The sequence below is a fragment of the Bradyrhizobium sp. AZCC 1578 genome, from assembly GCF_036924675.1.
Classification (GTDB): Bacteria; Pseudomonadota; Alphaproteobacteria; order Rhizobiales; family Xanthobacteraceae; genus Bradyrhizobium.
In genome coordinates this window covers 3,890,466-3,915,705 of record NZ_JAZHRZ010000001.1, presented here as the reverse complement: position 1 = coordinate 3,915,705, position 25,240 = coordinate 3,890,466, and the positions used below count along the sequence as shown (strand labels likewise).

At 60.6% G+C, this 25,240-nt stretch carries 25 protein-coding genes and 1 tRNA gene; 12 read left to right on the top strand and 14 right to left on the bottom strand.

Going from position 1 to position 25,240, the window contains the following annotated elements; all coding sequences use genetic code 11:
• Positions 1–112: 112 nt before the first annotated feature.
• Positions 113–1,420, bottom strand: coding sequence for an ammonium transporter (locus V1290_RS18645; RefSeq protein ID WP_334365758.1), 1,308 nt, complete (start codon positions 1,418–1,420; stop codon positions 113–115).
• Positions 1,421–1,511: 91 nt separating this feature from the next.
• Entirely contained in the window at positions 1,512–1,850 is a 339-nt protein-coding gene (locus V1290_RS18640; protein ID WP_028348351.1) for a P-II family nitrogen regulator, read from the bottom strand.
• A 248-nt stretch (positions 1,851–2,098) separates the two neighbouring features.
• Here V1290_RS18640 and V1290_RS18635 point away from each other — a divergent pair, with 248 nt between their 5' ends.
• Complete coding sequence (locus tag V1290_RS18635; RefSeq protein ID WP_334365757.1) at positions 2,099–2,986, top strand: DUF4339 domain-containing protein; 888 nt, start codon at positions 2,099–2,101, stop codon at positions 2,984–2,986.
• Between the two features lie 12 nt (positions 2,987–2,998).
• On the opposite strand, the gene tesB is transcribed toward V1290_RS18635, so the two are convergent.
• Positions 2,999–3,859, bottom strand: a complete 861-nt coding sequence (gene tesB, locus V1290_RS18630; RefSeq protein ID WP_171578739.1) for an acyl-CoA thioesterase II — start codon at positions 3,857–3,859, stop codon at positions 2,999–3,001.
• Positions 3,860–4,068: 209 nt separating this feature from the next.
• Between tesB and V1290_RS18625 the strand changes: the two genes are divergently transcribed.
• A complete protein-coding gene (locus V1290_RS18625) occupies positions 4,069–5,286 on the top strand; it encodes a ubiquinone biosynthesis hydroxylase (RefSeq protein WP_334365756.1) in 1,218 nt (405 codons plus the stop codon).
• Between the two features lie 70 nt (positions 5,287–5,356).
• On the opposite strand, the gene V1290_RS18620 is transcribed toward V1290_RS18625, so the two are convergent.
• Positions 5,357–5,554 carry a Trm112 family protein gene (locus tag V1290_RS18620; protein ID WP_334365755.1) on the bottom strand — a complete coding sequence of 66 codons (198 nt, stop codon included), beginning with the start codon at positions 5,552–5,554 and terminating at the stop codon, positions 5,357–5,359.
• Positions 5,555–5,603: 49 nt separating this feature from the next.
• Complete coding sequence (locus tag V1290_RS18615; RefSeq protein ID WP_334365754.1) at positions 5,604–6,140, bottom strand: TetR/AcrR family transcriptional regulator; 537 nt, start codon at positions 6,138–6,140, stop codon at positions 5,604–5,606.
• A 92-nt stretch (positions 6,141–6,232) separates the two neighbouring features.
• Here V1290_RS18615 and V1290_RS18610 point away from each other — a divergent pair, with 92 nt between their 5' ends.
• Positions 6,233–6,583, top strand: coding sequence for a hypothetical protein (locus tag V1290_RS18610; protein ID WP_334365753.1), 351 nt, complete (start codon positions 6,233–6,235; stop codon positions 6,581–6,583).
• 175 nt (positions 6,584–6,758) lie between these two features.
• On the opposite strand, the gene V1290_RS18605 is transcribed toward V1290_RS18610, so the two are convergent.
• On the bottom strand, positions 6,759–6,908 hold the full coding sequence (locus tag V1290_RS18605) for a hypothetical protein (RefSeq protein WP_334369290.1): 150 nt from the start codon (positions 6,906–6,908) through the stop codon (positions 6,759–6,761).
• Here V1290_RS18605 and V1290_RS18600 point away from each other — a divergent pair.
• A complete protein-coding gene (locus V1290_RS18600; protein WP_442895065.1) occupies positions 6,864–9,311 on the top strand; it encodes an EAL domain-containing protein in 2,448 nt (815 codons plus the stop codon). The two genes, V1290_RS18605 and V1290_RS18600, sit on opposite strands and share 45 nt — an antisense overlap.
• Before the next feature lie 79 nt (positions 9,312–9,390).
• Here V1290_RS18600 and V1290_RS18595 read toward each other — a convergent pair whose 3' ends face one another.
• Both V1290_RS18595 and trxA read right to left on the bottom strand, forming a co-directional pair.
• Positions 9,391–10,065 carry an LON peptidase substrate-binding domain-containing protein gene (locus V1290_RS18595; RefSeq protein ID WP_334365752.1) on the bottom strand — a complete coding sequence of 225 codons (675 nt, stop codon included), beginning with the start codon at positions 10,063–10,065 and terminating at the stop codon, positions 9,391–9,393.
• 74 nt (positions 10,066–10,139) lie between these two features.
• Positions 10,140–11,063, bottom strand: a complete 924-nt coding sequence (gene trxA, locus V1290_RS18590; protein ID WP_334365751.1) for a thioredoxin — start codon at positions 11,061–11,063, stop codon at positions 10,140–10,142.
• Positions 11,064–11,518: 455 nt separating this feature from the next.
• On the opposite strand from trxA, the gene V1290_RS18585 reads away from it, so the two are divergent.
• A tRNA-Gly gene (locus tag V1290_RS18585) sits at positions 11,519–11,593 on the top strand.
• A 116-nt stretch (positions 11,594–11,709) separates the two neighbouring features.
• Here the strand turns inward: V1290_RS18585 and V1290_RS18580 are convergent.
• Both V1290_RS18580 and V1290_RS18575 read right to left on the bottom strand, forming a co-directional pair.
• Positions 11,710–11,925, bottom strand: a complete 216-nt coding sequence (locus tag V1290_RS18580) for a hypothetical protein (protein WP_334365750.1) — start codon at positions 11,923–11,925, stop codon at positions 11,710–11,712.
• A 317-nt stretch (positions 11,926–12,242) separates the two neighbouring features.
• Positions 12,243–12,395, bottom strand: coding sequence for a hypothetical protein (locus V1290_RS18575; RefSeq protein WP_334365749.1), 153 nt, complete (start codon positions 12,393–12,395; stop codon positions 12,243–12,245).
• A gap of 168 nt (positions 12,396–12,563) precedes the next feature.
• On the opposite strand from V1290_RS18575, the gene V1290_RS18570 reads away from it, so the two are divergent.
• The 4 genes from V1290_RS18570 to V1290_RS18555 are packed head-to-tail and all read left to right on the top strand — an operon-like array spanning position 12,564 to position 15,339.
• Positions 12,564–13,055, top strand: coding sequence for a hypothetical protein (locus V1290_RS18570; protein ID WP_334365748.1), 492 nt, complete (start codon positions 12,564–12,566; stop codon positions 13,053–13,055).
• Between the two features lie 4 nt (positions 13,056–13,059).
• Entirely contained in the window at positions 13,060–13,602 is a 543-nt protein-coding gene (locus V1290_RS18565) for a hypothetical protein (RefSeq protein ID WP_334365747.1), read from the top strand.
• 59 nt (positions 13,603–13,661) lie between these two features.
• Positions 13,662–14,171, top strand: a complete 510-nt coding sequence (locus V1290_RS18560) for a DUF4062 domain-containing protein (protein ID WP_334365746.1) — start codon at positions 13,662–13,664, stop codon at positions 14,169–14,171.
• Positions 14,172–14,187: 16 nt separating this feature from the next.
• Positions 14,188–15,339 carry a tetratricopeptide repeat protein gene (locus V1290_RS18555; protein ID WP_334365745.1) on the top strand — a complete coding sequence of 384 codons (1,152 nt, stop codon included), beginning with the start codon at positions 14,188–14,190 and terminating at the stop codon, positions 15,337–15,339.
• A 481-nt stretch (positions 15,340–15,820) separates the two neighbouring features.
• On the opposite strand, the gene V1290_RS18550 is transcribed toward V1290_RS18555, so the two are convergent.
• Entirely contained in the window at positions 15,821–18,463 is a 2,643-nt protein-coding gene (locus V1290_RS18550) for a DUF2235 domain-containing protein (RefSeq protein ID WP_334365744.1), read from the bottom strand.
• A gap of 430 nt (positions 18,464–18,893) precedes the next feature.
• On the opposite strand from V1290_RS18550, the gene V1290_RS18545 reads away from it, so the two are divergent.
• Both V1290_RS18545 and V1290_RS18540 read left to right on the top strand, forming a co-directional pair.
• Entirely contained in the window at positions 18,894–20,156 is a 1,263-nt protein-coding gene (locus V1290_RS18545; RefSeq protein WP_334365743.1) for a PQQ-dependent sugar dehydrogenase, read from the top strand.
• Between the two features lie 88 nt (positions 20,157–20,244).
• Positions 20,245–20,826 carry a c-type cytochrome gene (locus tag V1290_RS18540; protein WP_334365742.1) on the top strand — a complete coding sequence of 194 codons (582 nt, stop codon included), beginning with the start codon at positions 20,245–20,247 and terminating at the stop codon, positions 20,824–20,826.
• A 134-nt stretch (positions 20,827–20,960) separates the two neighbouring features.
• On the opposite strand, the gene panE is transcribed toward V1290_RS18540, so the two are convergent.
• From panE to V1290_RS18525, 3 genes are all read right to left on the bottom strand, one after another.
• Positions 20,961–21,881: a 2-dehydropantoate 2-reductase gene (gene panE / locus V1290_RS18535; RefSeq protein ID WP_334365741.1), complete on the bottom strand. Its 921-nt coding sequence runs from the start codon at positions 21,879–21,881 to the stop codon at positions 20,961–20,963.
• Positions 21,882–22,030: 149 nt separating this feature from the next.
• Positions 22,031–22,636 carry a 2-hydroxychromene-2-carboxylate isomerase gene (locus V1290_RS18530; RefSeq protein ID WP_334365740.1) on the bottom strand — a complete coding sequence of 202 codons (606 nt, stop codon included), beginning with the start codon at positions 22,634–22,636 and terminating at the stop codon, positions 22,031–22,033.
• Between the two features lie 134 nt (positions 22,637–22,770).
• Positions 22,771–23,382: a DUF2239 family protein gene (locus tag V1290_RS18525; RefSeq protein WP_334365739.1), complete on the bottom strand. Its 612-nt coding sequence runs from the start codon at positions 23,380–23,382 to the stop codon at positions 22,771–22,773.
• A 362-nt stretch (positions 23,383–23,744) separates the two neighbouring features.
• On the opposite strand from V1290_RS18525, the gene V1290_RS18520 reads away from it, so the two are divergent.
• On the top strand, positions 23,745–25,028 hold the full coding sequence (locus V1290_RS18520) for a tyrosine-type recombinase/integrase (protein ID WP_334365738.1): 1,284 nt from the start codon (positions 23,745–23,747) through the stop codon (positions 25,026–25,028).
• The last annotated feature ends 212 nt before the right edge of the window (positions 25,029–25,240 follow it).

Sequence of the window (25,240 nt, the reverse complement as noted above, 5' to 3'; positions counted from 1 at the left end):
GCCATTCCGCCGCGCCCAAAGCGTAGTCAGAGGTGCCCAAAACGTGGGCAGGGCCTGACGGCCGGCCGCAATCGTGCCCAGCAGCAGAGCAAACGGTAATTCGGTGGGTGGCCTATTGCAGGGCTTCGCCGTGTTGCGAGATGTCGAGGCCTTCCAGCTCCTGCTGGAAAGATACCCGCAGCGGCGCGAACACGCCCACCAGCTTGAGCAGGATAAAGGTAATGCCGCCAGACCAGACGAGCGTGACCGCGACGCCATAGAGCTGGGTCAGTACCTGCTGCGCATTGCCCTCGATCAGGCCGGCAGTGCCCCCGATCGCGTTCACCGCGAAGACGCCGGCGAGCAATGTGCCGGTCAATCCCCCGATGCCGTGAACGCCGAACACGTCGAGCGAGTCGTCATATTTGAAGCGCTGCTTGAGCCAGGTGCAGGCCCAGAAGCAGAGCGTTCCCGCGACGACGCCGATCACGACGCCATGCCAGGGCGCAACGAATCCGGAGGCTGGCGTGATTGTGCCGAGGCCCGCAACCGCGCCCGAGATCATGCCGAGTACCGACGGTTTGCGTCGTGTTGCCCATTCGATCGCGGCCCAGGTCAGCGCGCCGGCGCAGGCGGCCAGATGCGTCGCGGTGATCGCCATGACCGCGCGCGAGTTCGCGGCCAGCGCCGATCCGCCGTTGAAGCCGAACCAGCCGACCCACAGCAATCCGGTGCCGATCACGGCGAGCGAGAGGTCGAACGGCGCGAGGTTCTCGCTGCCATAGCCGTGACGTCGGCCCATCACCATCGCAGCCACCAGTCCGCCGACGCCGGCGGAAAGATGCACGACGAGACCGCCGGCGAAATCCAGCACGCCCATGGTGGCAAGAAAACCGCCGCCCCACACCCAATGCGCGAGCGGCACATAGACGAACATGAACCAGCCGACGGAGAACAGGAGATAGGCCGAGAACCGCATCCGGTCGGCCACCGCGCCCGCCACCAGCGCCACCGTGATGATCGCAAACGTCATCTGGTACAGCATGAAAAGCGCTTCCGGAATCGTCTTCGCCGCCGGATTGACGCTCTCCATCGTCATGCCGGTCAGAAACCAGCGATCGAGCGTGCCGATCCAGGCGCCATCGCCGACAAAAGCCAGCGAATAGCCGAAGGCCACCCAGAGAATCGAGATGATCGCGACGGCGGCGAGGCTTTGCGCCATGGTCGCCAGCACGTTCTTCTTGCGCACCATGCCGGAATAGAACAGCGCCAGGCCCGGTATCGTCATCATCAACACCAGCGCGGTGGCGACGATCATCCACGCGGTGTCGGCGGCACTGATGGTGGACGTCTCGGCTTGCGCCGGCGTGATGAGTGCGAAGCTCGCCGCAAGAGCAATGAGCGCAGCATTGCCTGCTGCACGATACGATGGTGCCCCCATAAAATTCCCCCGGCCGGTTGTCGTTTCGTTGCCGCTTCTTGGCTTCGCGCGTTCAGCGTCGTTGCCGCCGCGCCTCGAATTCCGTGATGTCTCAGAGCGCGTCGCTATCGGTCTCGCCGGTGCGGATTCTCAGTGCATGGTCGATCGGCGTGACGAAGATCTTGCCGTCACCGATCTGCCCGGTACGCGCGTTCGCGGTAATGACCTCGACCGCCTTGTCCGCAACGTCGGAGGCGACCGCAATTTCGATTCGGAGCTTGGGCAGAAAGTTCACGACATATTCGGCGCCCCGATAGATTTCGGTGTGGCCCTTCTGGCGGCCGTAACCCTTGACCTCCGTCACCGTCATGCCGTGGACGCCGATGGCCGTCAGCGCCTGGCGTACCTCGTCAAGCTTGAAGGGTTTGATGATCGCGACGACAAGCTTCATGGTCAGGCCTTCATTTCTCTGGGGTATTTTTGAGCACGCAACAGGCTGGGTGCCCCGACGGCGGACCGCCGACGCAAATCTGGCATCTTTCTGGGCAAATGGCACAAAAAAGTTGCAGGTAGAAGGGGAAAACATTTCGAGCTGGTGACATCGATCACTGTACAGGCACCTGTAACGTCCGCCAAAATGCGGTTTCACCCCCAGCCGCCCGCCGGCTACCTCCATTTTCCACGGCTCAAGGAAATAAAATGTCGAACCGATCGTGGTTTTATGCAGCCAACGGACAGCAACAGGGCCCTTATCCGGAGGCCCAGCTTCGCGACCTCATCACCCGCGGCATGGTCGGGGCGGATACGCTGGTCTGGACCGAGGGAATGTCGGGCTGGCAGCGGGCAGGAGAAATTCCGGGGATGATACCCGGCGGATCTGGCCCGCCCGCCTTCGCGCAACCTGGTGGCCCGCCTACGGCTGCAGGTGGAGGGTACGGCGGCGGTGCGCTATCGATCGATGTCGGGCTGTGGGAGCTCCTCGGACGCAGCCTTGTGTTCGTCATCGGCATGGTGCTGGTGATTCCGGCGCCTTGGGTTGCGACCTGGTTCTATCGCTGGATCTTTTCCCGGCTCTACGTGCCGGGCCGACCGAACCTTGCTTTCACGGGCCAGCCCCTCGACATCTGGTACGTCTTCATCGCCATCGGCATTTTGACTTATGTGGGCTCGGCCGACCTCTATTACCTGCAATACCTCTCGATCCCGCTTCAGGCCGTGCTGGCCTGGATGGTCATTCGCTGGATCGCTTCCAACCTGAGCTCCAACGACCAGCCGCTTCCGATCGCCTTCAACGGCAGCGCGTTGGGCTATGTCGGCTGGCATGTGCTGTTGTACGTGTCCTTCATTACCATCGTCGGCTGGGCCTGGGTGGTCACGGCCTGGATGCGCTGGATCTGCCGCAACATCGACGGCACGCAGCGCGAGGTCATCTTCACCGCGTCCGGACTGGAAGTGCTGTGGCGAACCATCGTGTTCGTGATCGCCTGCATCTTCATCATTCCGATCCCGTGGATGCTGGCCTGGTACGCACGCTGGTACGCGTCGCAATTCGCGCTGGCCGAGCGCGGAACGCTGGCGAAAGCGTAAGAGGTCACGCTCTTACTTGCGCTGGCGGACCGAGCCTTCCTGGGCGACCGACGCCACCAGTGTGCCGTCAGGCTTGAAGATCAGGCCGCGGGTCAATCCGCGGCCGTCCTGCGCGCTCGGCGAATCCTGTGCGTAGAGCAGCCATTCGTCGGCGCGGAACGGTCGGTGAAACCACATCGCGTGATCGAGGCTCGCCGGCATCATGCGCTTGTCAAACAGCGTGCGGCCGTAGCGCGCCATCACCGCGTCAAGCAGCGAGAAATCCGACGCATAGGCCAGCGCGCACATGTGCAGCGCCGGATCGTCGGGCAGCTTGGCCGCGGTGCGGATCCAGACATGGATGCGCCCGTCGTCGATCTTCTGGCCGAAATAGCGGCCGAGCTCGACCGGGCGCAGTTCGATCGGCCGGTCGGATTCGTAGTAGCGGCGGATGAATTCCGGCATCTCGCGGAACATCGGCTGTTTTGCCACTTCCTCGGCGGTGAGTTTCTCCGGCGGCGGCACGTCCGGCATCTTGTCCTGATGGTCGAAGGCGCCTTCCTCCTCGGCATGAAAAGAAACCATGATGGAGAAGATCGCATTGCCGTGCTGGATCGCGGTGACGCGCCTTGTCGAATAGCTCTTGCCGTCGCGCAGCCGTTCGACCTCGTAGATGATCGGAATCTGCGGATCGCCGGGCAGGATGAAATAGCAATGGATCGAATGTGGCAGGCGGCCTTCGACAGTGCGGCATGCCGCGACCATGGCCTGCCCGATCACCTGTCCGCCGAACACCCGCTGCCAGCTCGTCTTCGGGCTGTTGCCGCGGAACAGGTTCACCTCGAGCGGCTCCAGATCGAGGATGGAAATCAGGTCAATCAGGCCTTTGGACATGGTGGTGCTTTCAATTCGTGGAGGTGCCGTCATTCCGGGGCGTCTCGAGGAGGCGAACCCGAAATCTCGTGCCAAACCTCTGGATTCCGGGTTCGCGCTAGCGCGGCCCGGAATGACGTCCGGTTAAGGACCTTGTTTCTCGGCCCTGTTTCGCCCAGCTATTATCAGGTAGCAAGTCTGGTCTGAGGGCGTAACCGGGTACGGATGGCATGGCGACACAGCGAAGTATTGTCATCTGCGGCGGCGCCTTTGCCGGGCTGGCGCTGGCGCTGGCGCTCCGCCAGGGCCTTGGCGCGGAGATTCCCGTTGTCGTCGCCGATCCCGCGCTCGGGCTGCGGCCGAGCCGCGACCCACGCGCGACCGCTATTGTGGCCGCCTGCCGGCGGCTTTTTGAGACGCTCGGCGTCTGGAATCAGGTGTCGGATTCGCAAGCCATCCTCGACATGGTCGTTACCGACTCCAGGTTGGATGACGCGACACGCCCGGTATTCCTGACGTTTGCGGGAGATGTCGAACCCGGCGAGCCGTTTGCCCACATGGTCGAGAATCGCCGCCTGATCGACGCGCTGGTGGAGCGCGCCGAGGCCGATGGCATCGATCTCCGGGCTACCGCCGTTTCGACTTACGATTCACGTTCCGATGGCGTCACCGTGACGCTCGCCGACGGCGGTGTCATCGAGGCAAGCCTGCTGGTCGCCGCCGACGGCGCGCGCTCAAGACTGCGCGAGCGCGCCGGCATTGCCACCCATGGCTGGGACTACGATCAATCCGGCATCGTGGTCACCGTCGGCCATGAGCGGGATCATCACGGTCGTGCCGAAGAGCATTTTCTCCCGGCGGGTCCGTTCGCGATCCTGCCGCTGAATGGAAAGCGCTCGTCGCTGGTGTGGACCGAGAACCGGAACGAGGCCGCACGCATCACTGCGCTTGGCGAAGCCGAATTCCACGATGAGCTCGAGAAGCGCTTCGGGCTGCACCTCGGCGAGATCAAGGCGCTCGACAAGCCGCGCGCGTTTCCGCTCGGCTATTTCGTTGCGCGCTCATTCATCGCCGAGCGGCTGGCGCTGGTCGGCGACGCCGCGCATGTGATTCATCCGATCGCGGGGCAGGGGCTCAATATGGGCCTGAAGGACGTCGCGGCGTTGGCCGAAGTCGTGGTCGATGCGGCCCGGCTCGGCATCGATCCTGGGCAGGCCGATGTGCTCGACCGCTACCAGCGCTGGCGGCGGTTCGACACCATGGCCATGGGCGTTGCGACCAACTCGCTGAATTTTCTGTTCTCGAACGAATCGACGCTGCTGCGCACCGTGCGGGATATCGGGCTCGGCCTCGTCGATCGCGCGCCGCCGCTGAAGAACTTGTTCATCCGCCAAGCAGCGGGATTGTCGGGCGAGGTGCCGCGATTGTTGAAGGGCGAGGCGCTGTAGAAGGCGAATGGCGAATAGGGAGTGGCGAATAGATCACTCGCTATTCGCCACTCACCACTCGCCGGCTTCGTCACTCGATCTTCCGCGCCTCTTCCGGCAACATGATCGGGATGCCGTCGCGGATCGGATAGGCGAGCTTGGCGGAACGCGAAATCAATTCCTGCCGGCTCGAATCGAATTCGAGCGGACCCTTGGTCACCGGACAGACCAGGATCTCCAGCAATTTTCGATCGACGGTGCCGTCGAGGCGTTCGGGCGGGGCTGTCATTTACTCTCTCCAGATAGGCGTAGCCCTTAGCATACCAAATCGCGAGGTGTCATGACGCTGACATCCGTACCAATTCGTCGACCACGGCCTCTTGTCGTGCCTTCGGCAATGGCTGATCCGACAGCGCAAAGCCGAGAAATGCCCAATACAGGATTTGCGCCCGGGCGCGGGCCACATCCGTCGACAATCCGGATTGCGCCAAAAGACCTTCGACATAGCCGAGCCGGCGCCGGTCGATCGCCTGCACGGCGGCGCGGGCGGCAGGATCGACGCTCGCCCAGGTGCGGACCGCCCGTTCCAGCATCAGCCGTTCGCCGAACACGCGGCGCAGCAGCAGCGCGAGCGGGTTCTCGTCCTTCGAGGCCGCCTCGACATTGGCGATGATCTGCTCGGCCGCGACCTCATGCCAGCGTGCGAGGACTGCGGCATGGAACGCGCCAATATCGGCGAAATGCCAATAGAAGCTGCCGCGCGACACCCCCATCGCCTTGGCCAAAGGCTCCGCCTTCAGTGCGGTGAAGCCACGGGTCGCCAACGTCTTCAGGCCCTGATCGAGCCAGTCCTTTGCCGCTAGTTGATTGCTCATCTGGGTTCCGCGATCTTACCACCATACACCACTGTATTGACAGGCGCCAGAATGCAGCGCATACCATACAGCAGTGTATGGAGACGTTATCGATGCGCGATCTGATTTTGCAATGCGCCGGCGTCGCCGGCATAGCGGTGGCCCTGATCCATGGCGTGCTCGGGGAAACCAAGGTGTTCGCCAAGGCGACCATTCAGCCCGAAAGCCTGCGCACCCTCATCCGCCTGGTATGGCAGGCGGGTACGGTGGCCTGGATCGGCGGCGGAGTGCTGCTGATTGCCGCGCCCTCGTTTGGATCGGAGAGCGCGCGGCACTGGATCGTCGCAACGATCGTCGCGATCTACGCCTTTGCCGCCGCCGCCAATGCGTGGTGGTCGCGCGGACGCGGCTTCGGCTGGAAAGCCCTTGGCGCCGTCGTGGTACTGGCAATTGTGGGATATTAGCCCACGCTCCTGGCAACTAGTGCTACGTCGCTCGACCTGTTGCGCAATCATTACGGTATCAAGGTAACAAGCTTCCGGTGGTTTTACGGGGATTCGGCTGTCATTGCGCCGATTGCATTTACGGCCCAATAAGCATGGAACCCGGTATTGCACGAAATTAACGGGACAATGCCAATTACGCGCTTTCATCGGCAGCATTGACGATGGGGCCCGTAATATGTTCCGCGTTTTTAATTGCCTTATTGCCGAGCACGATTGGCGGCTTGTTCTGCTCGCTGGTTTGGTTTGCCTCGTTTCCAGCACCGTTGCCGTCAACATCTTTCATCGCGCAATTGCTTCACAGGCCCGAACGCGGCTGATCTGGATCGCAATTGCAGGCGCTGCGATCGGATACGGAATCTGGGCGACGCATTTCGTCGCAATGCTTGCTTACGAGCCTGGCGTATCAACCGACTACGGCCTCGTCCTGACGGCGCTGTCGCTTGCCGCAGCGATGATACTGACATCCAGTGGCTTTGGACTTGCTGTCAGGAATTCCGGACGGTGGCGCGCGGCAGCCGGCGGTGCCGTCATAGGCACAGGCATTGCGAGCATGCACTATCTCGGCATGTGGGCGCTCGAAGTGCCGGGCCACGTAACCTGGTCGCTCGACCTCGTGTTTGTCTCGATCGGCCTCGGCATATTCTTCAGTTCTGCCGCGCTGGCGATTGCGCTTGGCTATAAGGAAAAAAGGGGCACGCTGGCAGCGGCGCTCATGCTGACCCTTGCAATTGTCTCGCATCATTTCACCGCCATGGGCGCGGTGCAGATCGTTCCCGACCCGACGCAGACATCCCACACGCTGTCGCTCTCTCCCGGCTTCCTTGCCTTGGCGATCGCCGGCGTGGCTTTATCGGTGCTCGGAATGAGCCTGATTGGCGTGTTGGCGGATCGCCGCCTCGCCAGCCGCACCAGCAAATTCGAGGAAATAATCAGCCAGCTTTCGGTCGCCCGGCAGCAGGTCGAACGCTCCCAGCGAGAACTGCAAGAACAGAAGCTCAGGCTGGACACCGCCATTAATCACATGGGTGAGGGCCTCTGCATGTTCGATGCAGAAAAGCGGCTCGTCGTCTGCAATGCCCGCTATGCCGAAATGTACAGGCTGCCGCCGGAACTGCTGAGACCGGGGACACCGCACCGCGAGATCATCCAGCATCGCATCGCCACCGGTATCCTCAAGGGCGAGGCTGCGCAGCAATTAGTCTCGACCATCAACGCGCTGCCCGTGAACGCAACCGCAAGCCGCATCGACGAGTTTGCCGATGGCCGGCTGATCTGCGTGACTCGACAGCCAATGGCAGGCGGCGGGTGGGTGGCGACGCACCTCGACGTCACCGAGCAGCGGCGCTCCGAAGCCCGGATCATCCATATGGCCCAGCATGACGCGCTGACCGACCTGCCAAATCGCGTGCGGCTGAGAGTGCGCATGGAGCACGCGCTTGCAATCATCCGCGAGGGCGGATCCGGTCTTGCCGTCTTGATGCTCGATCTCGATCGCTTCAAGGAAGTCAACGACACGCTCGGTCATCCGACAGGTGACAAGCTGCTGCAAGCCGTCGCCGCGCGGCTGCTCGAATGCATCCGCGATACGGCGCTGATTGCACGGCTGGGCGGCGACGAGTTCGCCGTTATCGACTACGTGACCAATCCCGTCGTCGAAGCCGCGGCCCTCGCCGAGAAAATCAGCCACGCGCTCTGCGAACCTTTCGATCTCGGCGACCATCGGGTGACCATCGGCACCAGCATCGGCATTGCTATCGCGCCGCGCGACGGAACCAGCCCTGACGAGATCCTGAAGAGCGCAGATCTCGCGCTCTATTCCGCCAAGAGCGGCGGACGCGGCGCATTCCGCTTCTTCGAGCCCGAGCTGGACCAGCTCATGCGTGCCCGGCGCAACCTGGAGCGCGATATGCGTGATGCGCTTGCCAAGGGTGAATTCGAGCTCCACTACCAGCCGATTGTCAATGTTGCGAGCGGAGAAACCAGCGGCTTTGAGGCGCTGTTGCGCTGGCATCATCCTCAGCGCGGCCTGGTCATGCCTGCCGACTTTATCCCGCTTGCGGAAGAAACAGGCTTGATCGTGCCTCTCGGAGAATGGGTGCTGAGGGCCGCCTGTGCCGAGGCGGCCAAATGGCCCACCGATCTGCGGATCGCAGTAAACCTGTCACCCGCTCAATTCAGGAGCAAAGAGCTGGTTTCGATCATCGTGGCGGCGCTCGCGAATTCGGGAATTGCGCCACAAAGACTTGAGCTCGAGGTCACCGAGACGGTCACCATGCATGACAGCGAGGCCGTGTTCGCTGCGCTCGATCAGTTACACAAATTGGGTGTGCGAATCGCCCTGGACGATTTTGGGACCGGCTATTCATCGCTAAGCCTCGTTCAGAGGTTTCCATTCGACAAGATCAAGATCGATCGCAGCTTCGTCAACGCATTGTCGGATGCAAAGGAGGAATCGCGCCTGATTGCTCGCGCGGTGGTTCGATTTGCGGTCAATCTCGGCAGGACGACGACGGCCGAAGGAGTCGAAACCGAGGAACAGCTCGAAATCCTCCATGCAGAGGCATGCACTGAAATGCAGGGCTATTATCTTGGCCGACCAATGAGTGGCGCCAGCGTTCTGTCAATGGTGCGCCCCCAGGCTCAACCGGCGCGACGGCGCAAGGCTGCTCGGACCATGGCGCACTGAAGGGGCGTCAAGCAGGGTACACGTGGATTAGCGGCAGGCCTCGCAACGTGCCTGAACCGCTTTGGCGAGTGGCTTGCATCTACTGCAGCCCGGTGTCGCCGCTGGTCCGCTTCTTGGCGAGGTCCATTTCGGTCACCGCAATCAGGATCTCGGCGCGGGTTTTCAGGTCCGGCGCCTCCAGCATCGCCTGCTTCTCCGCCGGACCATACGGCGACATCATCGCGAGCGCATTGACCAGCGCCTCGTTCGGCGCGCTCTCGATACCTTCCCAATCCACCTTCAGATTGTTGGCTTTTAGAAAATCGTTCAGCACGTCGAGCAACGCCGTGCGGTCGACTTCCTCCTCGCCTTTGCGCGCGACGAAATCATCGGCATAGGGGAAGAAGTCCACCTTGCATTGCCGGTACGTAGTCAGCGCTGCGATTTCCTCGACCACCTTGAAGCGCGCGACCCCGGTCAATTCGAGGATGTAGCGGCCGTCGCCGGATTCGGCGAGCTGGGTGATGCGGCCGACACAGCCGACTTGGAACAGCACCGGCCTTGTCTCGTCCCTGGAGTGGGAAATGTCCGGCTGGATCATCCCGATCAGCCGGTGGCCGTCGCGCAGCGCGTCGTCCACCATCGCCAGATAGCGCGGCTCGAAAATATTGAGCGGCATCTGGCCGCGCGGCAGCAACAGCGCGCCCGGCAACGGAAATACCGGAATGATTTCGGGAAGCTCGCCGGGTCCGCGGTATTCGGCATTGATCGGCATCTGCAGTCCCGGTCAGTTCGTTGGTTCGGTGGGTGTTCTCTTCACAAAACCATGTCCCGCGCGCGGAATACGTCCTACGAGAATAGGATCGTCGACAGCCGCTTGCGTCCCTCGACTGTTGCCTCGTCGGTGCCGCCCCACGCCTCGAAGAACTGCACGAGCTGCTTGCGCGCGCCATCGTCGTTCCACTTCCGATCGCGCTTGACGATTTCCAGCAATTGGTTGGTCGCCTCCGCGCGCTTGCCGAGCGCATTGAGCGCCGTCGCCAAGTCGAATCGCGCCTGATGGTCGAGCGGGTTTGCGGCGACCTTTTGTTCGAGCTCGGTCACCGGGCCGACCGACTGCGCCTGCTCGGCAAGGTCGATCGAGGCCTGCACCGCCTTGACGGCGGCATCATTGCGCTTCGATTCCGGCACCATCGCTAGCGTCTGCTTGGCTTGTTCGACGGCACCCGTCGTCACGTAGCACTTCGCCAGTCCGGCCAGTGCGGCGATATTGGTGGCATCGAAACCGAGTATCTCGGCATAAATCTGTGCTGCGGCGGCCGGATCGCCTTCCGCCAGCACGGCCTCAGCCTCTTTCAGAATTTCTGCAATGTTCGGCTCACCCGGCGCCGTCATGCCCTTGGTGAGCTTGTCGATGAAGGCGTTGACCTGGCTCTCCGGCACCGCGCCCATAAAACCATCGGCGGGTTGGCCGCCCACGAACGCGATCACCGCCGGGATCGACTGAATGCCCATCTGGCCCGGAATGGCCGGATGCTCGTCGATATTCATCTTGACCAGTTTGACCTTACCCTTGGCGGCCCGAACCGCCTTTTCCAGCACCGGCGTGAGCTGACGGCAGGGGCCGCACCAGGGCGCCCAGAAGTCGATCAGCACCGGCTGGCGCTTCGATTCCTCGATGACATCCTTCACGAAGGTCTGGGTGGTCGTCTCCTTGATCAGATCGGGTACTGCCTGCGGTGCCGGGCCGCCGCCCTGCTCAACTATCGTCACGGTATCCTCACCTGATGTCTCGAGAAGGAACGCAGAATATCGGCTGCGGGTCCGCTGCTTCTAGCACGGTCCGGCACCAAGTTCTCGTTCGCTAGATGGCGGCTTGGCCGCAAAAATCAATCGGTCCGGGCTTCGCCGTCTTCTGCAGGCTGTGTTGGCCATGGGGCATTCGACGGATGAAGGGTGCAACCGCCGATCCGGCCGGCGTTCCGAACCGTCCGGGACCAGGGGCCCCGCGAATCGGGCTATCGCGCTGGCGGCTAATTCTGGGTTCCCGGCGATGGCACGAGGCCCGGCAATTCCATTTGCCGTTGTTTCGGACCGATTCGAGCCTATTTAGTCAAAGAAATCGGATTATCCGGAAAAGCTTCGGACCGTGCGCGGACTGTTGCATTCGCAGCCCGCATTTGGCATAGGTCTGCCGTTGACGGCGAGCGATCGCCGCCATCTCGGATGCGGGTGTAGCTCAGTGGTAGAGCACGACCTTGCCAAGGTCGGGGTCGAGGGTTCGAGCCCCTTCGCCCGCTCCAACTTCTCTCAACATTGGTAATGACTTAGCTGACCCCCATCGGGGGTCGGCAGTCGTGCGTTTTCTGCCGTGGTAGCGTCGTGGTAGTTTGCGGGGTTCGTGGTAGGGCGTGCCGCTCTAAGGCTGCTGATGCGTCCGATTTTCGAGAGTCCATCTGTGCGGCCGGGGCTGCACCAGCGAAAAAGCCCGCCGGTCGGGGTGGGCTTTCGCAGTCGTCGATGGTGAGCCGATCAGGTCATGGCCGCCGCGCGCAAAGTCTAGCAATTCCCGCCGCGTCAGCGCGTCACGAACCCGGACCTTGCCCATGGCTTCCAGTGCCACGCGTTCGGCCATCAGCGCGCCGACGCTGCGCAAAAACCTAAGGTCGCTGGCCTATAGCTCCGCCCTAGATTGCTGCGTCGTCATGCGGGTCCCTCCTGTAGTGCGACACATAGCAAATCGGCCACGGTTGGGGCAATTCCGCCCAGCCCGATTGCAGGCCCCGCGAGCCCAACACAACGCAGATTTTTTCGTCACAACTCATGTCCGCAGTTGCAGGAAAGGCGGACCTCTGACGAATGCAATCATTCGACGCGAATGACCCATTGCGGTCTTCGCTCCAGCAGACCTAATGGCAAGGGCTACGATTAGGCTGCCTCAGTTGGCGCGCTCTATGGTGGCGTGTAAGGAGCAGGCGTGCGCAAGCAGGCCTCTTCCGCTCCTCCTTTGAGACGACAGTCCCAAAACTTCTCGACCATGATGCCCGCAATGATGATGGACAGCACTACCAGGCAAAACACCGCCAGCCGATTTTCTGCTTTCATTCTCTCGCCTCACTTAGCGGCACGTTATAGACCCGACTCCTGTAGATGCGGTTACTGCATGTTCGCTTGGCCCTAAACGGACTTCACCTTGTGCCATCGACCACGAAGCCCGGCAACCACGCCGGGCTTTTTGCTGTATAGTCCCGTTAAACGGGGGGATTCGCGGGAATGATTTTCGACCCAATAGAAGCAATCAAATTCATCGGCGGAATAGGCGGCATACTGTCAACGGGATTCCTGATCTATGACCGGCTTTATAAATCTCAGCCGACGATTTTCTTTCAGCCTCACGACGCGACGGCGTGCCTTGTCATCAAGAACACCATGACGGAAACGCTGTTCATCGACGCAATCGACGTGTCACCTCGCAAATTAAGCTTTGCATTTGGCGACGACATTCATTCAACCATCGAAGCCGTTGTCGGCGCAGCACACGACAGCAGCCCCGAACGGAATTCCCTTATCATCGGCCCGCTTTCCGAACGCTATTGTCGTCTCGTCAAACTGACCGGCTTCGATGAATTGCCGCCAGAGACGCCCTTCACGATTCGATGCGCGTGGCGAAATACCCGACGGCCTTCCTACGTGAAACAAAGCGTCAAGGTTTCCACGACGGCGGGCGACCTTACCCGAATTCGCAACGACGCAACGAGGGATTGACGTGATGGCGGATGCTTCAGGTTGGCTTCCATTCGTTACCCTTGCCCTAGGCTACGGCGCAAAGACGGTTGAAGATTGGATTCAGAACAAGCGAACCATGGCGCGCGAGCGCGAAGCAAGAGACGAGGCGAGACGGGATCAACGGTTTATTCGTCGCATCACATTTCAACGAGAGACACTGTTAGAGTTACAGGAAGCGTCACTCCAATTGGCACGAGCTACTGGCAAGGCGCATTATTTGGATGAAATGGCATTTCGAGAAAGCCGCGCTTGGCGTAAATCGTTGCTGCCCGACGATTTAGACGAAGGGTATCGCGTCGCCCAAGCCCGGAATTCGATGCTTTCAGAGCGAGTCCAAGATAAGACGGTTCGAGACTTGGTTGGACAAATGAAGACCGCTTCGACGGCCGCCGTTTTTGCTGCGGACCGGGACACGGCAAGTAGATCGGTGCAATACATGTCGGACTATTTTGATGCATTGCATAAACGTATCGGTGAATTGCTTCGTGAGATCGATAGTTCGGATCAACTAGAGATCGGGCAATGAGTAGCAATATTATGAAACGCTTCGAACGATCCAGTTAGTGAAACCATTGTGAGCTACATATGTCCTTCACTGCGAACGTGATACGCGTCTTAATCGCATCACCATCCGATCTCACTGAAGAACGCAAGATTGCTATTGAAGCAGTCTATCAGTGGAATGCTCAACACGCTGAGGCTGAGACGGTAGTGCTGCTGCCCGTCACGTGGGAAACACATGCGACGCCCCGTTCGGGCATTCGACCTCAAGAGGCGATCAATCAGGAACTTGTAGACCAATCCGACATACTAATCGGCATGTTTTGGACAAAGCTCGGAACAGCAACTGGAGTAGCAGAGTCTGGCACGGTTGAAGAGATCGAGAGATTCGTTTCCGCCAGTAAGCCCGCTCTGCTGTATTTTTCCAACCGGCTGGTTGACCCGACCACGATAGACCCGGAGCAACATAGCCGCCTGATAGCCTTCAAGGAGTCGATCTACAAGAACGCGGTTGGTTGGCTCTTTCAACTCACTCGATGTGCTTCGAGAAACTATTTCGCGCAATCTTCTTTCAGAAGTTCGGGCGCTGAATAAGAGCGCGAGGGGCGCATTGACCTCCGCGTCGGTTGCCGCGGATGCAGCTTCGCCCAAGGAACTTATCGCTGTCGAAGATCAATCTCTATCAACTCCCGATGAAAGCTGGCATCGCGACAGATTTGACTCCGCTATCTTCGTCGCAATTCACCAGAAGGATGACGCGCAAGTTAAGCTCCTCGATGAGGCATATCGAAGGTTAGATCACTTTTCTGAGGGAGATAACGCCTCAACGTGGCAAGCATCCATCGAATGGGCGCGCATAATATTTGGTAAGGGCGGCCAATTGAAGCGCCTACAGAAACTCGCTGATAGCAATCCTGAGAGCGATCAAACGCTATTCTACTTGGCGCGCGCCTATGTGCAATTCGATCAGTACCAACTTGCCGGAGACACGTTTTTGTCCGCCATGCGGGCTACAAAGTCACTGGAGACAAAAGCTAAGCGCGCCTCTGACGCTATCAGCCAATTCCATAAGGCTAAGAATAAAAAGAAAGTCGATGAGACATTGGCTGAACTGCGGAAGCTGGTCGTTAGCGCGCCCTCGCTTGAGGCGATTTTGACGGAGGCCGTGCAGGGTATCGTGGAGGCCGATAAGGATGAACCTTTCACCATTGCGCTTTTGGAGCGCCACATGGAACTAAATCCTGATGACCACGATGCACGCTTCCGGCTCGCCTACAAACAAAGCGAAGCGGGCAACGAGGCGATTTCACTTCACCACTATTATAAGATTCCATCCGGCGAGCGGCATGGGATGGCTTGGAACAATATAGGCGCAACTGCAGACCAACTCGGCCTGCCGACAAAAGCTGTCGCAGCGTACAAACGTGCAGCCAAGATGGGCGAAACCCTTGCCATGAGCAACTTGGGAGTCAAGCTAATGAATATTGGCTTCCTGGAGTTGGCTCGGGAGCAGTGCAACGACGCGCTAAAGAATCCTAAGCCGCATCCAAATGTAGGGCATCTGGTCACTTCGCTTGCGTCGGTGGAGGACAATGAGCAATCCCATCAAAAGGACCTTCTCGATGGCGTCGAAAGTCAGGTCTTGTACCTTCAGCGATTAGGCAGAGCTGCAACTCTCGACACACCAGATGAAATCGCAGAAGATTGGGAGGGGCCGGATTGCGCGCTCAAGCTCATACGCAAGGGGATAGAATCACCGTAAAAGGCACATACGTGCGCGAAGCTGGCCTTGGTTTGCTGTCTTCTTTGTCTGTCCCTGTAGCTGGAGTGCCAGCACTGCCCGTCCCAAAAAACAAATACTCGGTTAGTTACTCGGGTCGGATTAGAGGACTTTCGGTTATAGGCGAAGTGAAGCGCGAGCGAGAAGGGGCTTCGCTGCTCGGTTCCCCGGGAGAGCAAAAAATGTTTATGCTCCTGAGTGAAGACGGCAATGAGATCAGTGTCTTTGAAGGAACGGACTCAAAAGAGCCTACGATCCACGTGCTCAAGCGCACTCATTAGTGAGCGTGCGAAGGATTAACGACTTGCGTGCCTGTCGGCCGGGTTTATCCATCGCGGTGGCGTGAAGTGGTCGAAGACGCCGCCGCAATCACTGGATCCAACGACAGGCCGCCATTTGGCGGCCTTTCGTTTACCGCCGGCTACGGGTGCGCCTCCGGCGGCGGCATCTTCTCACGGGTCGCTCATCTCGGGATGCGATAGACCCAGATCCGGGCCTTTCCCGAATTCACGTTGCGAAACAGACCCGGAAAGACGCCGCTGACCGGCTGGTTCAGATAGACGAACAACTGCCCGTCGCGGGTCGCTCTGAATTTCTCGTCAAGGCGGCCGTTCGCTGGCTCGCCATCAATGAAGTTCTCTTCATTGCCGGTCTCGCCGTAGCGAAGGATAACGTGGCCAAAGGGCCGGTCGAGCGTTCGCTTGAGCGGGTAAGCTGCCGCCAGCAAAGCGAATCGGCCCAGTGGAACGGTTGGATCGGTTGTTACACCGTTCTTCTTCCAGTTGGGCAGGAACGCACGGAGCGGCATTCCACCCGGCTCCGATGGCGCGCCGAGAAACGACCAGTCGCCATCCTTCTCCAGGATGAACTGATAATGTCCGCGCCTCTCGAGCATGACGCCCACGGGTGTGCAAAGGTCGGCGGTGTTGAATGCGGCCAAGTCGACCCCTCGGCACGCCGCCGACGTGCAGGTGCCAGGGAGGCCGCCGTCGGGCGCGCGCTTGCACAGCTTCATATCATCGGGGTCGCACACCTCCAGCGCGATTGGCTTTTCCGCTGGCTGGCAGAAGTGGCCAAGGCTGTCGCGAATGTTGAAAAGATAGTGGCTGGCGAAAGCGATGCCGCCGACCAGGAAGAAAACCGCAAAGAATGCAGGCGCGACCTTGAGTTTGATGGTGGTGAGCAATCGCCGGTAGGCGTCCTTCAGTCTGAAGCGCGCGATCGTCCTGTCGGGGAGCAACATGGTGACCAGGACAGCAAAGGCGAAGAACTGGAAATAGGGGTGGGTTATCCGGTCGATGAAGGTCTGCGGCGAGGCAGACAGCTTTGGCAGGCTGTAGCCGGTCCAGCCCGGTAGCGGATAGAGCGCGATAAAGAGCAGGCCAGCCAGCACCACCATTTGCGATGTGCTCAGGCCGAGCCTTGGTTTGGATTCGCTCCGGTGCAGGTCGACCTTTGCAAGGCTCACGCGCCACGCGCGGCGCATCTGATCGGTGATCCGGTTCTTAAGGCTGGCGCTCAACCATAGCAGCAGCGCGACAAGACCGGCGCAAAGCACAAACCAGAGCGGCTCCCTCGCATAGGCGTTGATCCAGCGCGAGGCCGCGCCCGGCAACGCGAGCCCGACCATCCGAATGAGGTCGGAAAGCGGCCGCAGGGGCGTGGTGAATTCGGCGGCCGCCGGCGCGGTGGCTGTAAGCGGATAGGTCAGCAAATAGAGCGACGCGATGACGGTCAGGAAATAGATGATGCGTCGCCGCCAGATCGAACTTCCGACGACGTGCTCTTGGGTGAGCTCGCGCCGACGGGCGGAGGCCAGGCTCTCATATTTCGGTCTGCCCGGCGGGACGGTCAGCTTGTCCGGGGTGACGATCCTCTCGTCGTAGGTCAATACTTCGTAGACCGGTGGCAGTGCGACCGGCGCATAGAGATGCGCATCGACGGAGATCCGGTCGAATACGCTTTCGTGGATCTTCGGCACTGCGATCTTCACGCAATCGCGCTTGTCGTCGGAAAATTTCGTATCCGACAGCGCGGCCACGCTCCGTGGCCCATAGCGGTAGTAGCCGCCGAGCCCGTTGCGGGAATCGTAGATGCGGCCGTCCTTGTCCTGGGTCGACCGCACCCGCGTGAATGCGTCGGGATCGGCTCCCGGCGCCGCCTTCAAGGTAAGGCCGTGGCTGCGCGCCTCTGACAACATCCAGGTCAGCGACACATGGGCGAGCGAGTCGTCCGGATATCCGCCGCCGACATTGGAATGCACGCCGGCGAACCAGACCTGGGTGATCCGTTCCGAACTGGTCTTCCGGGTACCGGTGACAACGGTCTCCGGACTCTCGTCCCACAGCAGCGGATGAAACGTGGTGCGCTCATCGTCGAGCGAGAGCGCGTGACAGGCCTTGCGCACCAGTGGATGAAGCTGTCGGTCCGGCAGTTCGAGCGGCCAGAGATAGCGGCTAACGCCGCGAGTCATTTCGTCGATGGGCAGGCCGTAGGCGGCGACGGTATCCCAAAGGCCGAGGAAGGCGATGTGATCGATCGGGCGCTCGTTCTTGTCGTGCTTGGCCGATACGAACAGGTTGCGCAGCTTTCGAAATGCCCATTCGACCTGAAACTGCGACTTGAACGTCTCTGCCCGGTGCGCCCGGTAGGCCGTCGCGACCTTTCGATCGAGCTCCTCTTCGGTCTGGTATTTCACCAGGCCCTGTTCGCAGATCAGCCCATTTACCACGCGGATGGTGAAGGCCCCCCGGCTGAACCCGAATGCAAAGATGTCGTCGCTCTGCCATGGACCGTATCTCTCCTCGCGACCCTCGGCCTTCGCAGCGGCCGCCTCGAGCGCCAGATAGTCCAGATGCGAGCGATAGTTGCGGCAGGCAAACTTGTAGATATCGAGCACGTTCCGCTTCAGGCCGAAGCCGAAGGCGCCGCCCAGGATCGCGAACGGCTTGAAGGACGAGGTGCCGACCCCGTCGTCGTAGAACGCAATCTGTTGCGAACTCGTCAGATCCAGCGATTCAAACACACGCCAGACGTTCGTCCGCCAGACCTTGCCGGCGGAATTGCCGGTGCCGTCCGAGAGCAGAATGATCCGCTTGTTGGCCATACGGACGCTCGCTCAGCCCGGGCGAGGGAGGCTGACATTGAAGGATATACCGAATGGTTTTCTCAGGGTTTGATCCACTCCTGTATGAAATGGACCACAATTGCGTTGTGCGTTGATCAATTGGGTGACAGCACAAGCGAACACTTGATGTGGAACGCCGCCCACTCGTCCGTTTGCGCACGTTAGCTCGACGCGGATATTGCGATGCAGCGGCGCAAAAGCGGATTGCAAGAGCGTATTGAACGTGCGGTTTGGCAATCCGTCTCACAATTTGTCTTGGTCGTACTGAGCCGCGCGGTGCGCGCTTCTCTCCGGCAGCGGATGTGCTACCATTTTTTGGTCTGTCCTACTTCACCAGACCAAATTCGCCTCTCGAACGTTCAAAATAATAACAGGCGCAGCCGCCAGGCTGCACTAGGGGAGTGACGCGATGAAATCGGCTTTCAATCGATCTATTCTTGCACTCGCAGCCATTCTCGTTGTCGCGGGGGTCAGCCAGGCCAGCGCGCAGCAGAAGGCCCTGAAGAAATACGAGTCCGGCACCAAGGACTTCTGGAATAATCCGCCGCCGGACTGGTTCCTCGGCGATGAGACCGAACAACAAAAGGGCCTCGCTCCGCCGTCAGGGCCGCCGACCGGCGCCTCGGACGCAGAACTGGCGGCGCTGATGAAGAAGATCAAGCTGCCCGACGGCTTCAAGATCGAAGTCTACGCGTCTAACGTATTGTCCGCGCGGCAGATGGCGTGGGGCGACAAGGGCACGCTGTTCGTCGGCTCGTTCGACCTCGGCAATGTCTATGCGATCAAGGACAATGGCGGCAAGAAGGAGGTCAAGACCATTCTCAAGGGCCTCAAGATGCCGACCGGCCTCGCCTTTCTCGATGGCGCGCTTTACGTCGTCGCGGTCGACAAGCTGATCAAATACGAAAATGCCGAGGCCAATCTCGACAACCTCGGCGCCGGCAAGGTGATGTATGACGACATGCCGTCCTACATCGCTCATGGTTGGAAATACATCACCGTCGACAAGGATGGCTGGTTCTACCTGCCGTTCGGTCCTCCCTTCAACATCGGCATTCCGCCGACCAGCGTTTCGCAAATACGCCGCGTTGATCCCAAGACCGGCAACGCCGAAATCTGGGCGCTCGGCGTCCGCAACAGCGTCGGCGGCGACATCGATCCACGCAGCGGGCGATACTGGTTTACCGAGAACGCCCGCGACTGGGTCAGTGACGACATGCCGAGCGACAAGCTGAACATGATCTCCAGGATCGGCGAGCATTTCGGCTATCCCTATTGCCACCAGGGCGATATGCCGGACCCGAAATTCGCGATGGGCCACAAGTGTTCGGAATTCACGCCGCCCGTCGTCAATCTGGGCGCGCACGTCGCGCCGCTCGGCATGAAGTTCTATACCGGCGATCAATTCCCGGCCGAGTACAAGAACAACATCCTGATCGCCGAACACGGCTCCTGGAACAGGCATAAGTACCAGGGCGCCCGGATCAAGCGGGTCATCGTCGATGCCGACGGCAAGAACGCCAAATCGGAGATCTTTGCCTCTGGCTGGCTCGAAGGCGACCAGGGCTACCTCGGCCGGCCGAACGATATCTTGCTGGACAAGGACGGTTCGGTCCTCGTGGCCGACGACTGGGCCGGTGCGATCTACCGCATCAGCTACACCAAGAAGTAGGATTTGAGCTGGCAGAGGCTGCGGTTTGCCTGGGGAACGGGTGGCCGCAGCCTTTGCTGTTTGATGCACAGGTCGGAGAGTAGTTGAAATGCGAAGTGCATTGATGGGGTCGCTGCTGGCGCTCGTGATTTGCGTGCCGCTCGCCCGCGCCGCCGATATCGCGGCCGGCAAGGCGAAAGCCGAGCTGTGCGTCGATTGTCATGGCGAGGGTGGCATTTCGCAGATCGAGAACACTCCCTCGCTGGCGGCGCAGCCTGATCAATTCATCCAGTGGCAGCTCGTGTTCTTTCGTGCCGGCACCCGCAAGAACGAACAAATGCAGCCGATCGTCGAACAGCTCAATAATGAGGATATTCGCAACCTCGGTGCCTACTACGCTTCGCTCGAACCGCCGAAAGCGCCCAAGCCTGACGACAATCCTGATTTGTCGAAGAAGGGCGAGCAGGCGGCCGTAGGCCGGCGCTGCGCGTCATGCCACACCGATAGCTACGCCGGCACCAAGGGGGTCGCCCGCGTCGCCGGCCAACGCGAAGAATACCTGGTCAAGGCGCTGCGCGAGTACAAATCGGGAGTGCGATCCGGCGGCGCGATGGCTGCGATGACGGACATCGCCTATTCCCTCAGCGAGGAAGAGATCGAGGCGCTCGCGCATTATCTCGCGCATCTCTGACGTCGTCCCTGCGAACGCAGGGACCCATACGCCGCGGCTTCTCCGTTTGGGTGATGTAGGTCTGGTTTGCGCTAACAATCTGCGTTGGTGGTTATGGGTCCCTGCGTTCGCAGGGACGACACCGGATGTGAACCTCACGCCCGCTGCTTCTCATACGCTTTCAGATGCGTATAGGCGATGCGCAGCTTCGGCACCGGAATCTTCGCCGCGTCGGCGCGTGCGACGAGATCGCCGATCACATGATCGGCTTCCACCGGCAGTCCCGCCTTGATATCGCGGAACATCGAGGCGGTCATCGGCGAGCCCTCGGTGGTCAACAAGCCGCTGGTACGCTGGAAGAACGGTCCCGTCGGCTCGTAGCCCGACGCCTTTGCGATCGCGCTGCATTCATCGAGCATGCCGAGCAGAAAATCCTTGCCGCCAGCCACTGCCAGGATGTTGCCGACTGAGGTGCGCATCAGGCAGGTGGAGGCTGCGAGCGAAGCAAGGAAAACCCACTTCTCCCACATGTCCTGCATGATGTGTTCGCTGGCCGCGGCGCCGAACTTGCCGCTGTCGAACACTTTTGCAATCGCACGCACCCGCTCCGACATCGAGCCGTCGCGCTCGCCAATATTTAGCGATTGCATCGGCGCGAGCTGAACTACCTCGCGGGCCTCGTTGAGCGTCACCGCGATCGCGCAGAGGCCGCCGAGCACGCGGTCGGCCCCGAATTTCTTGTCCAGCACGCTGAGGTGCAGCATGCCGTTGAGCAGCGGGATGATTGCGGTTTGCGGCCCGACTGCAGGAGCAAAAGATTTGATCGCATCCTCCAGGTCAAACGCCTTGCAGCTCAATAGCACGACGTCGAATGTCTCGGTGAGTTTGTCGGCCTGCACGGTCGGCGGGTTCTCGAGCGTCACGTCGCCGGCGGGGCTCTTGATGACGAGACCGGCGCTTGCGAGTTCGGATGCGCGCTTCGGCCGGACCAGGAACGTCACGTCGTTTCCTGCCTGAAGCAGCCTGCCGCCGAAATAGCCGCCGATGGCGCCGGCCCCGACCACGAGAATACGCATGGATCAACTTTCCTTATTGTTGATTTTGGAACGGGCGAATAGCGAGTAGCGAATGGCGAGTAGGAAGATGCTGGCTGCAATCTACTCCCAACTATTCGCTATTCGCTACTCACCATTCGCTTGCCTACCATGTGGTCTGGTCTGGGCAGCTACTTCCCCGAAATCATTTCCTCGACTTCGCGAAGTTGTTCCTTGCCGAAGAACATTTCCTTGCCCACGAAGAACGTCGGCGAGCCGAACGCGCCACGGTCGACCGCGTTTTGCGTATTCTCGATCAGCCTGGCCTTTACATCCGCATCTTGCGATCGCGCCAGCAGCTTGGCAGCATCCAGGCCGGACGAGGTCAGCGCCTTGGCTGCGACTTCGGGATCATCCATCTTCTTTGGCTCGACCCACATGTGGTGGAAGGCAGCATCGACATACTTCTCGAACACGCCCTCGAACTGGGCTGCCACCGCCGTGCGCATCAGGTTCAGCGTGTTGACCGGGAAGAACGGGTTCCAGACGTAGGGCTTGACCCCAAAGCGCTTCACGAAGCGTTCGGTTTCCAGCGCGAGGAATTCGCGCTTGTTCTTGATGCCAGCGAGCGTTTCGGCGGGCGACTTGTTGTTGGTGGCCTTGAAGATGCCGCCGAGCAGGATCGGCACATATTCGAACTTGACGCCGGTACGCTTTTCGATCGCCGGAATCGCTTCATGGCTGAGGAAGGCGTTGGGGCTGCCGAAATCGAACAGGAATTGCGGATTTGAACTCACGGCAGTCTCCTTGGACGTTTTGGCGCATTGTGACGCAAGGCAGCCGGCGCGTCCACAGCACTATGACGATCGTAATATTCTGGAAGGCGTGGCGGGCGAGCGACTTTGGAAATTCGGCTGAAGGGCGATCGCGCCTATGGCTCGGTGCGATCGCTGAAGGCGAGCTTGACGACGTGGTCGCGGATATCGTCGGGCCAGCCGGCGACGAGAGCGACGAAGCGCCGCCGGTCATCGGCGAACAACGCCCGCGAGGCTTCCTCGAAGCCGGCGAGATTGCCGGCCATCACCGACATGAAGCGATAGGCGGCGTCCCTTGCCGCGCGGGCGCGATCCGCATCGCCATTGGCGCGGCGCGCCTCGTCGACGAGCTTGCGCAACGCCACCGACGCTCCGCCGGGCTGCGCCCCGAGCCATTCCCAATGGCGCGGCAACAGCGTCACCTCGCGCGCTACCACGCCGAGCCTGGGCCGCCCCCGTCCGCGCGGCTCAATCGCCGCCGCAGCCTCATCGGCTTCGACTTCCGGAGGCGAGGCCGGTTGCGGCAGGCGGGCAATAACGTCGCCCTCGGCCCCGCGAAGGTCGAGATCGATCGGCTGGCCGGTCGCGTCGTTGAATATGATGATCGGCAGCACGGCAGGCCTGCGGGAAGCCTGCATGACCGCCAGTGCGACCTCGGCGAGGGGGCCGGCCGCCAGGCGTTGCGGGCCGATGAAGGCTGTGAACAGGGGGCGAGACGCGTCAGCCATTGGAGATACTCTGGATTTTCGGTGTGCTATATTTACCCGGATAAATTTTGGATGTCAATATTCCCCGGGTAAAATATGACCTGACTCAAGGTCGTCTCGACTTTCCATCCCCCGGCTGGCACCAACGCCACGCCAACTCCAGGGGGACGCCATGCTGACGGTTCATCATCTTCCCGGTTTTTAAAAGCGCTTTGACTTCAGCGACTTGCAAGGCATAACCCATTGTAGGCGTTCGCTTATTTGTCCATCTTCGTCCGCCTTGATCCAGGCATGTCCGACCAGTTCCGGCGTTCCCGTACAAATTGACGGGGCGATTTGTACGGGCTTAGAACCGGGCCATAGCGTACCCCGGAGCGTTCCCCATGCAGTTCACCTATCAAAAGTTGCTCGCCCTAGAGGCCAAACCCGACGACATCGACGCCAAGCGCTACCGCGAGTATTTCGCGGACGGGACCGGCGAGACGGCCCCCGGCCTTGCCATCCGAGTCGCGCCGACCGGCCGCCGGACGTTCACCTTCCATTACACGTTCAACGGCAAGCGCGCCCGGATGGACCTAGGGCAGTTCCCGGCCTTCACGCTGGCCGACGCCCGGAACGCCGCCAAGTCCGCCCGCGCCGCGCTCGAAGCCGTCCCGCCGCGTGATCCCCGCAAAGTCCGTGACGACGAACAGGCCGCCGCCAAGGCCGCCGCAGACAACCGAGAAACCGTCACGCAGGTCATCGAAAAATATCTAGCCGACCCTGACATTGCGAAGCTTCGGACCGTGGATCAAACCGCCCGGATTCTGCGCAATGAGTTCGGGAAGTTTATCGGCGACAAGATCGCGGCCGACGTGACCCGGCGCGACCTTGCCGAATGTCTGGACCGAGTCCGCCAGCGTGGCGCGGCGACCTATGCGGCGCGTTGTCATACGCATTTGCGCTTGTGCTTCGATTGGGCCGTGAAGGTCGTCGCGATATTGGAATCGAATCCGATGGAGTCCCTTGCCAAGCCCGTCGAACCCGAAGTGACAGGCGACAAGGTCCGCGCAATGGACGACGATGAACTAGCCGCCTTCTGGAACGGCATCCGCGACGCCCTACCGACGTTGGGCCGGGACGTGTACGCCCGAATCCTGAAGCTGACGCTATTGACCGGCTGTCGCATCAGCGAGATTGCCGAAATCCAGCCGGGCGAGATTCGCGACGGCGTCCTGACCATCCCCGGCGAGCGGACGAAGAACGCCAAGCCGCACGCCATCCCGCTTAACGCCGCCATGCTCGAATTGTTGGGCAACGACCTAGACAACCCATGGGGATTGGTCGCCGACACGCCCGTGACCGGCCCCCGCCTTACGGTGCTGTTTTCCGGCCGCGATATCAGCAAGCGCCTTGGCAGCGTGAAGGGCTACACAATCCACGGGCTGCGCAGGACGTGCGCGACGTACCTTGATGAAATGGGATTCCCCGAGTCCACCATCAGCCTTTGCCTTAACCACTCGCCGAAACGCGAAAAGCGACCGGACGCGGGCGCGACCGTCACGCGACGCTATATCAAAGCCAAGCAATCCACGGCGGAACGCAGGGCGGCGGCATTGATGGAGTTGAAGAGGCAAGCCTTCAACGAGTGGACCGCCTGCGTATTGGCGACGGCCGCAGCGGACTAAAAAAGTTTTTTGATTCGTTACCTGACAAAAACCCCGGCGGCCGTGCTACGCATGCGCCGCCGGACAAATTCGGACGGCGCGCAATTCATAACCAATAGCCCGCGACGAACCATTGCGCTTTGAACTGTTCCCGTAGGAACGACCTAACCGGCAGAGCGGGAAGCCGGACCTTGACGCCGTCGCCAGTGTCGCGACGCGCCGGGAGTCGTTCC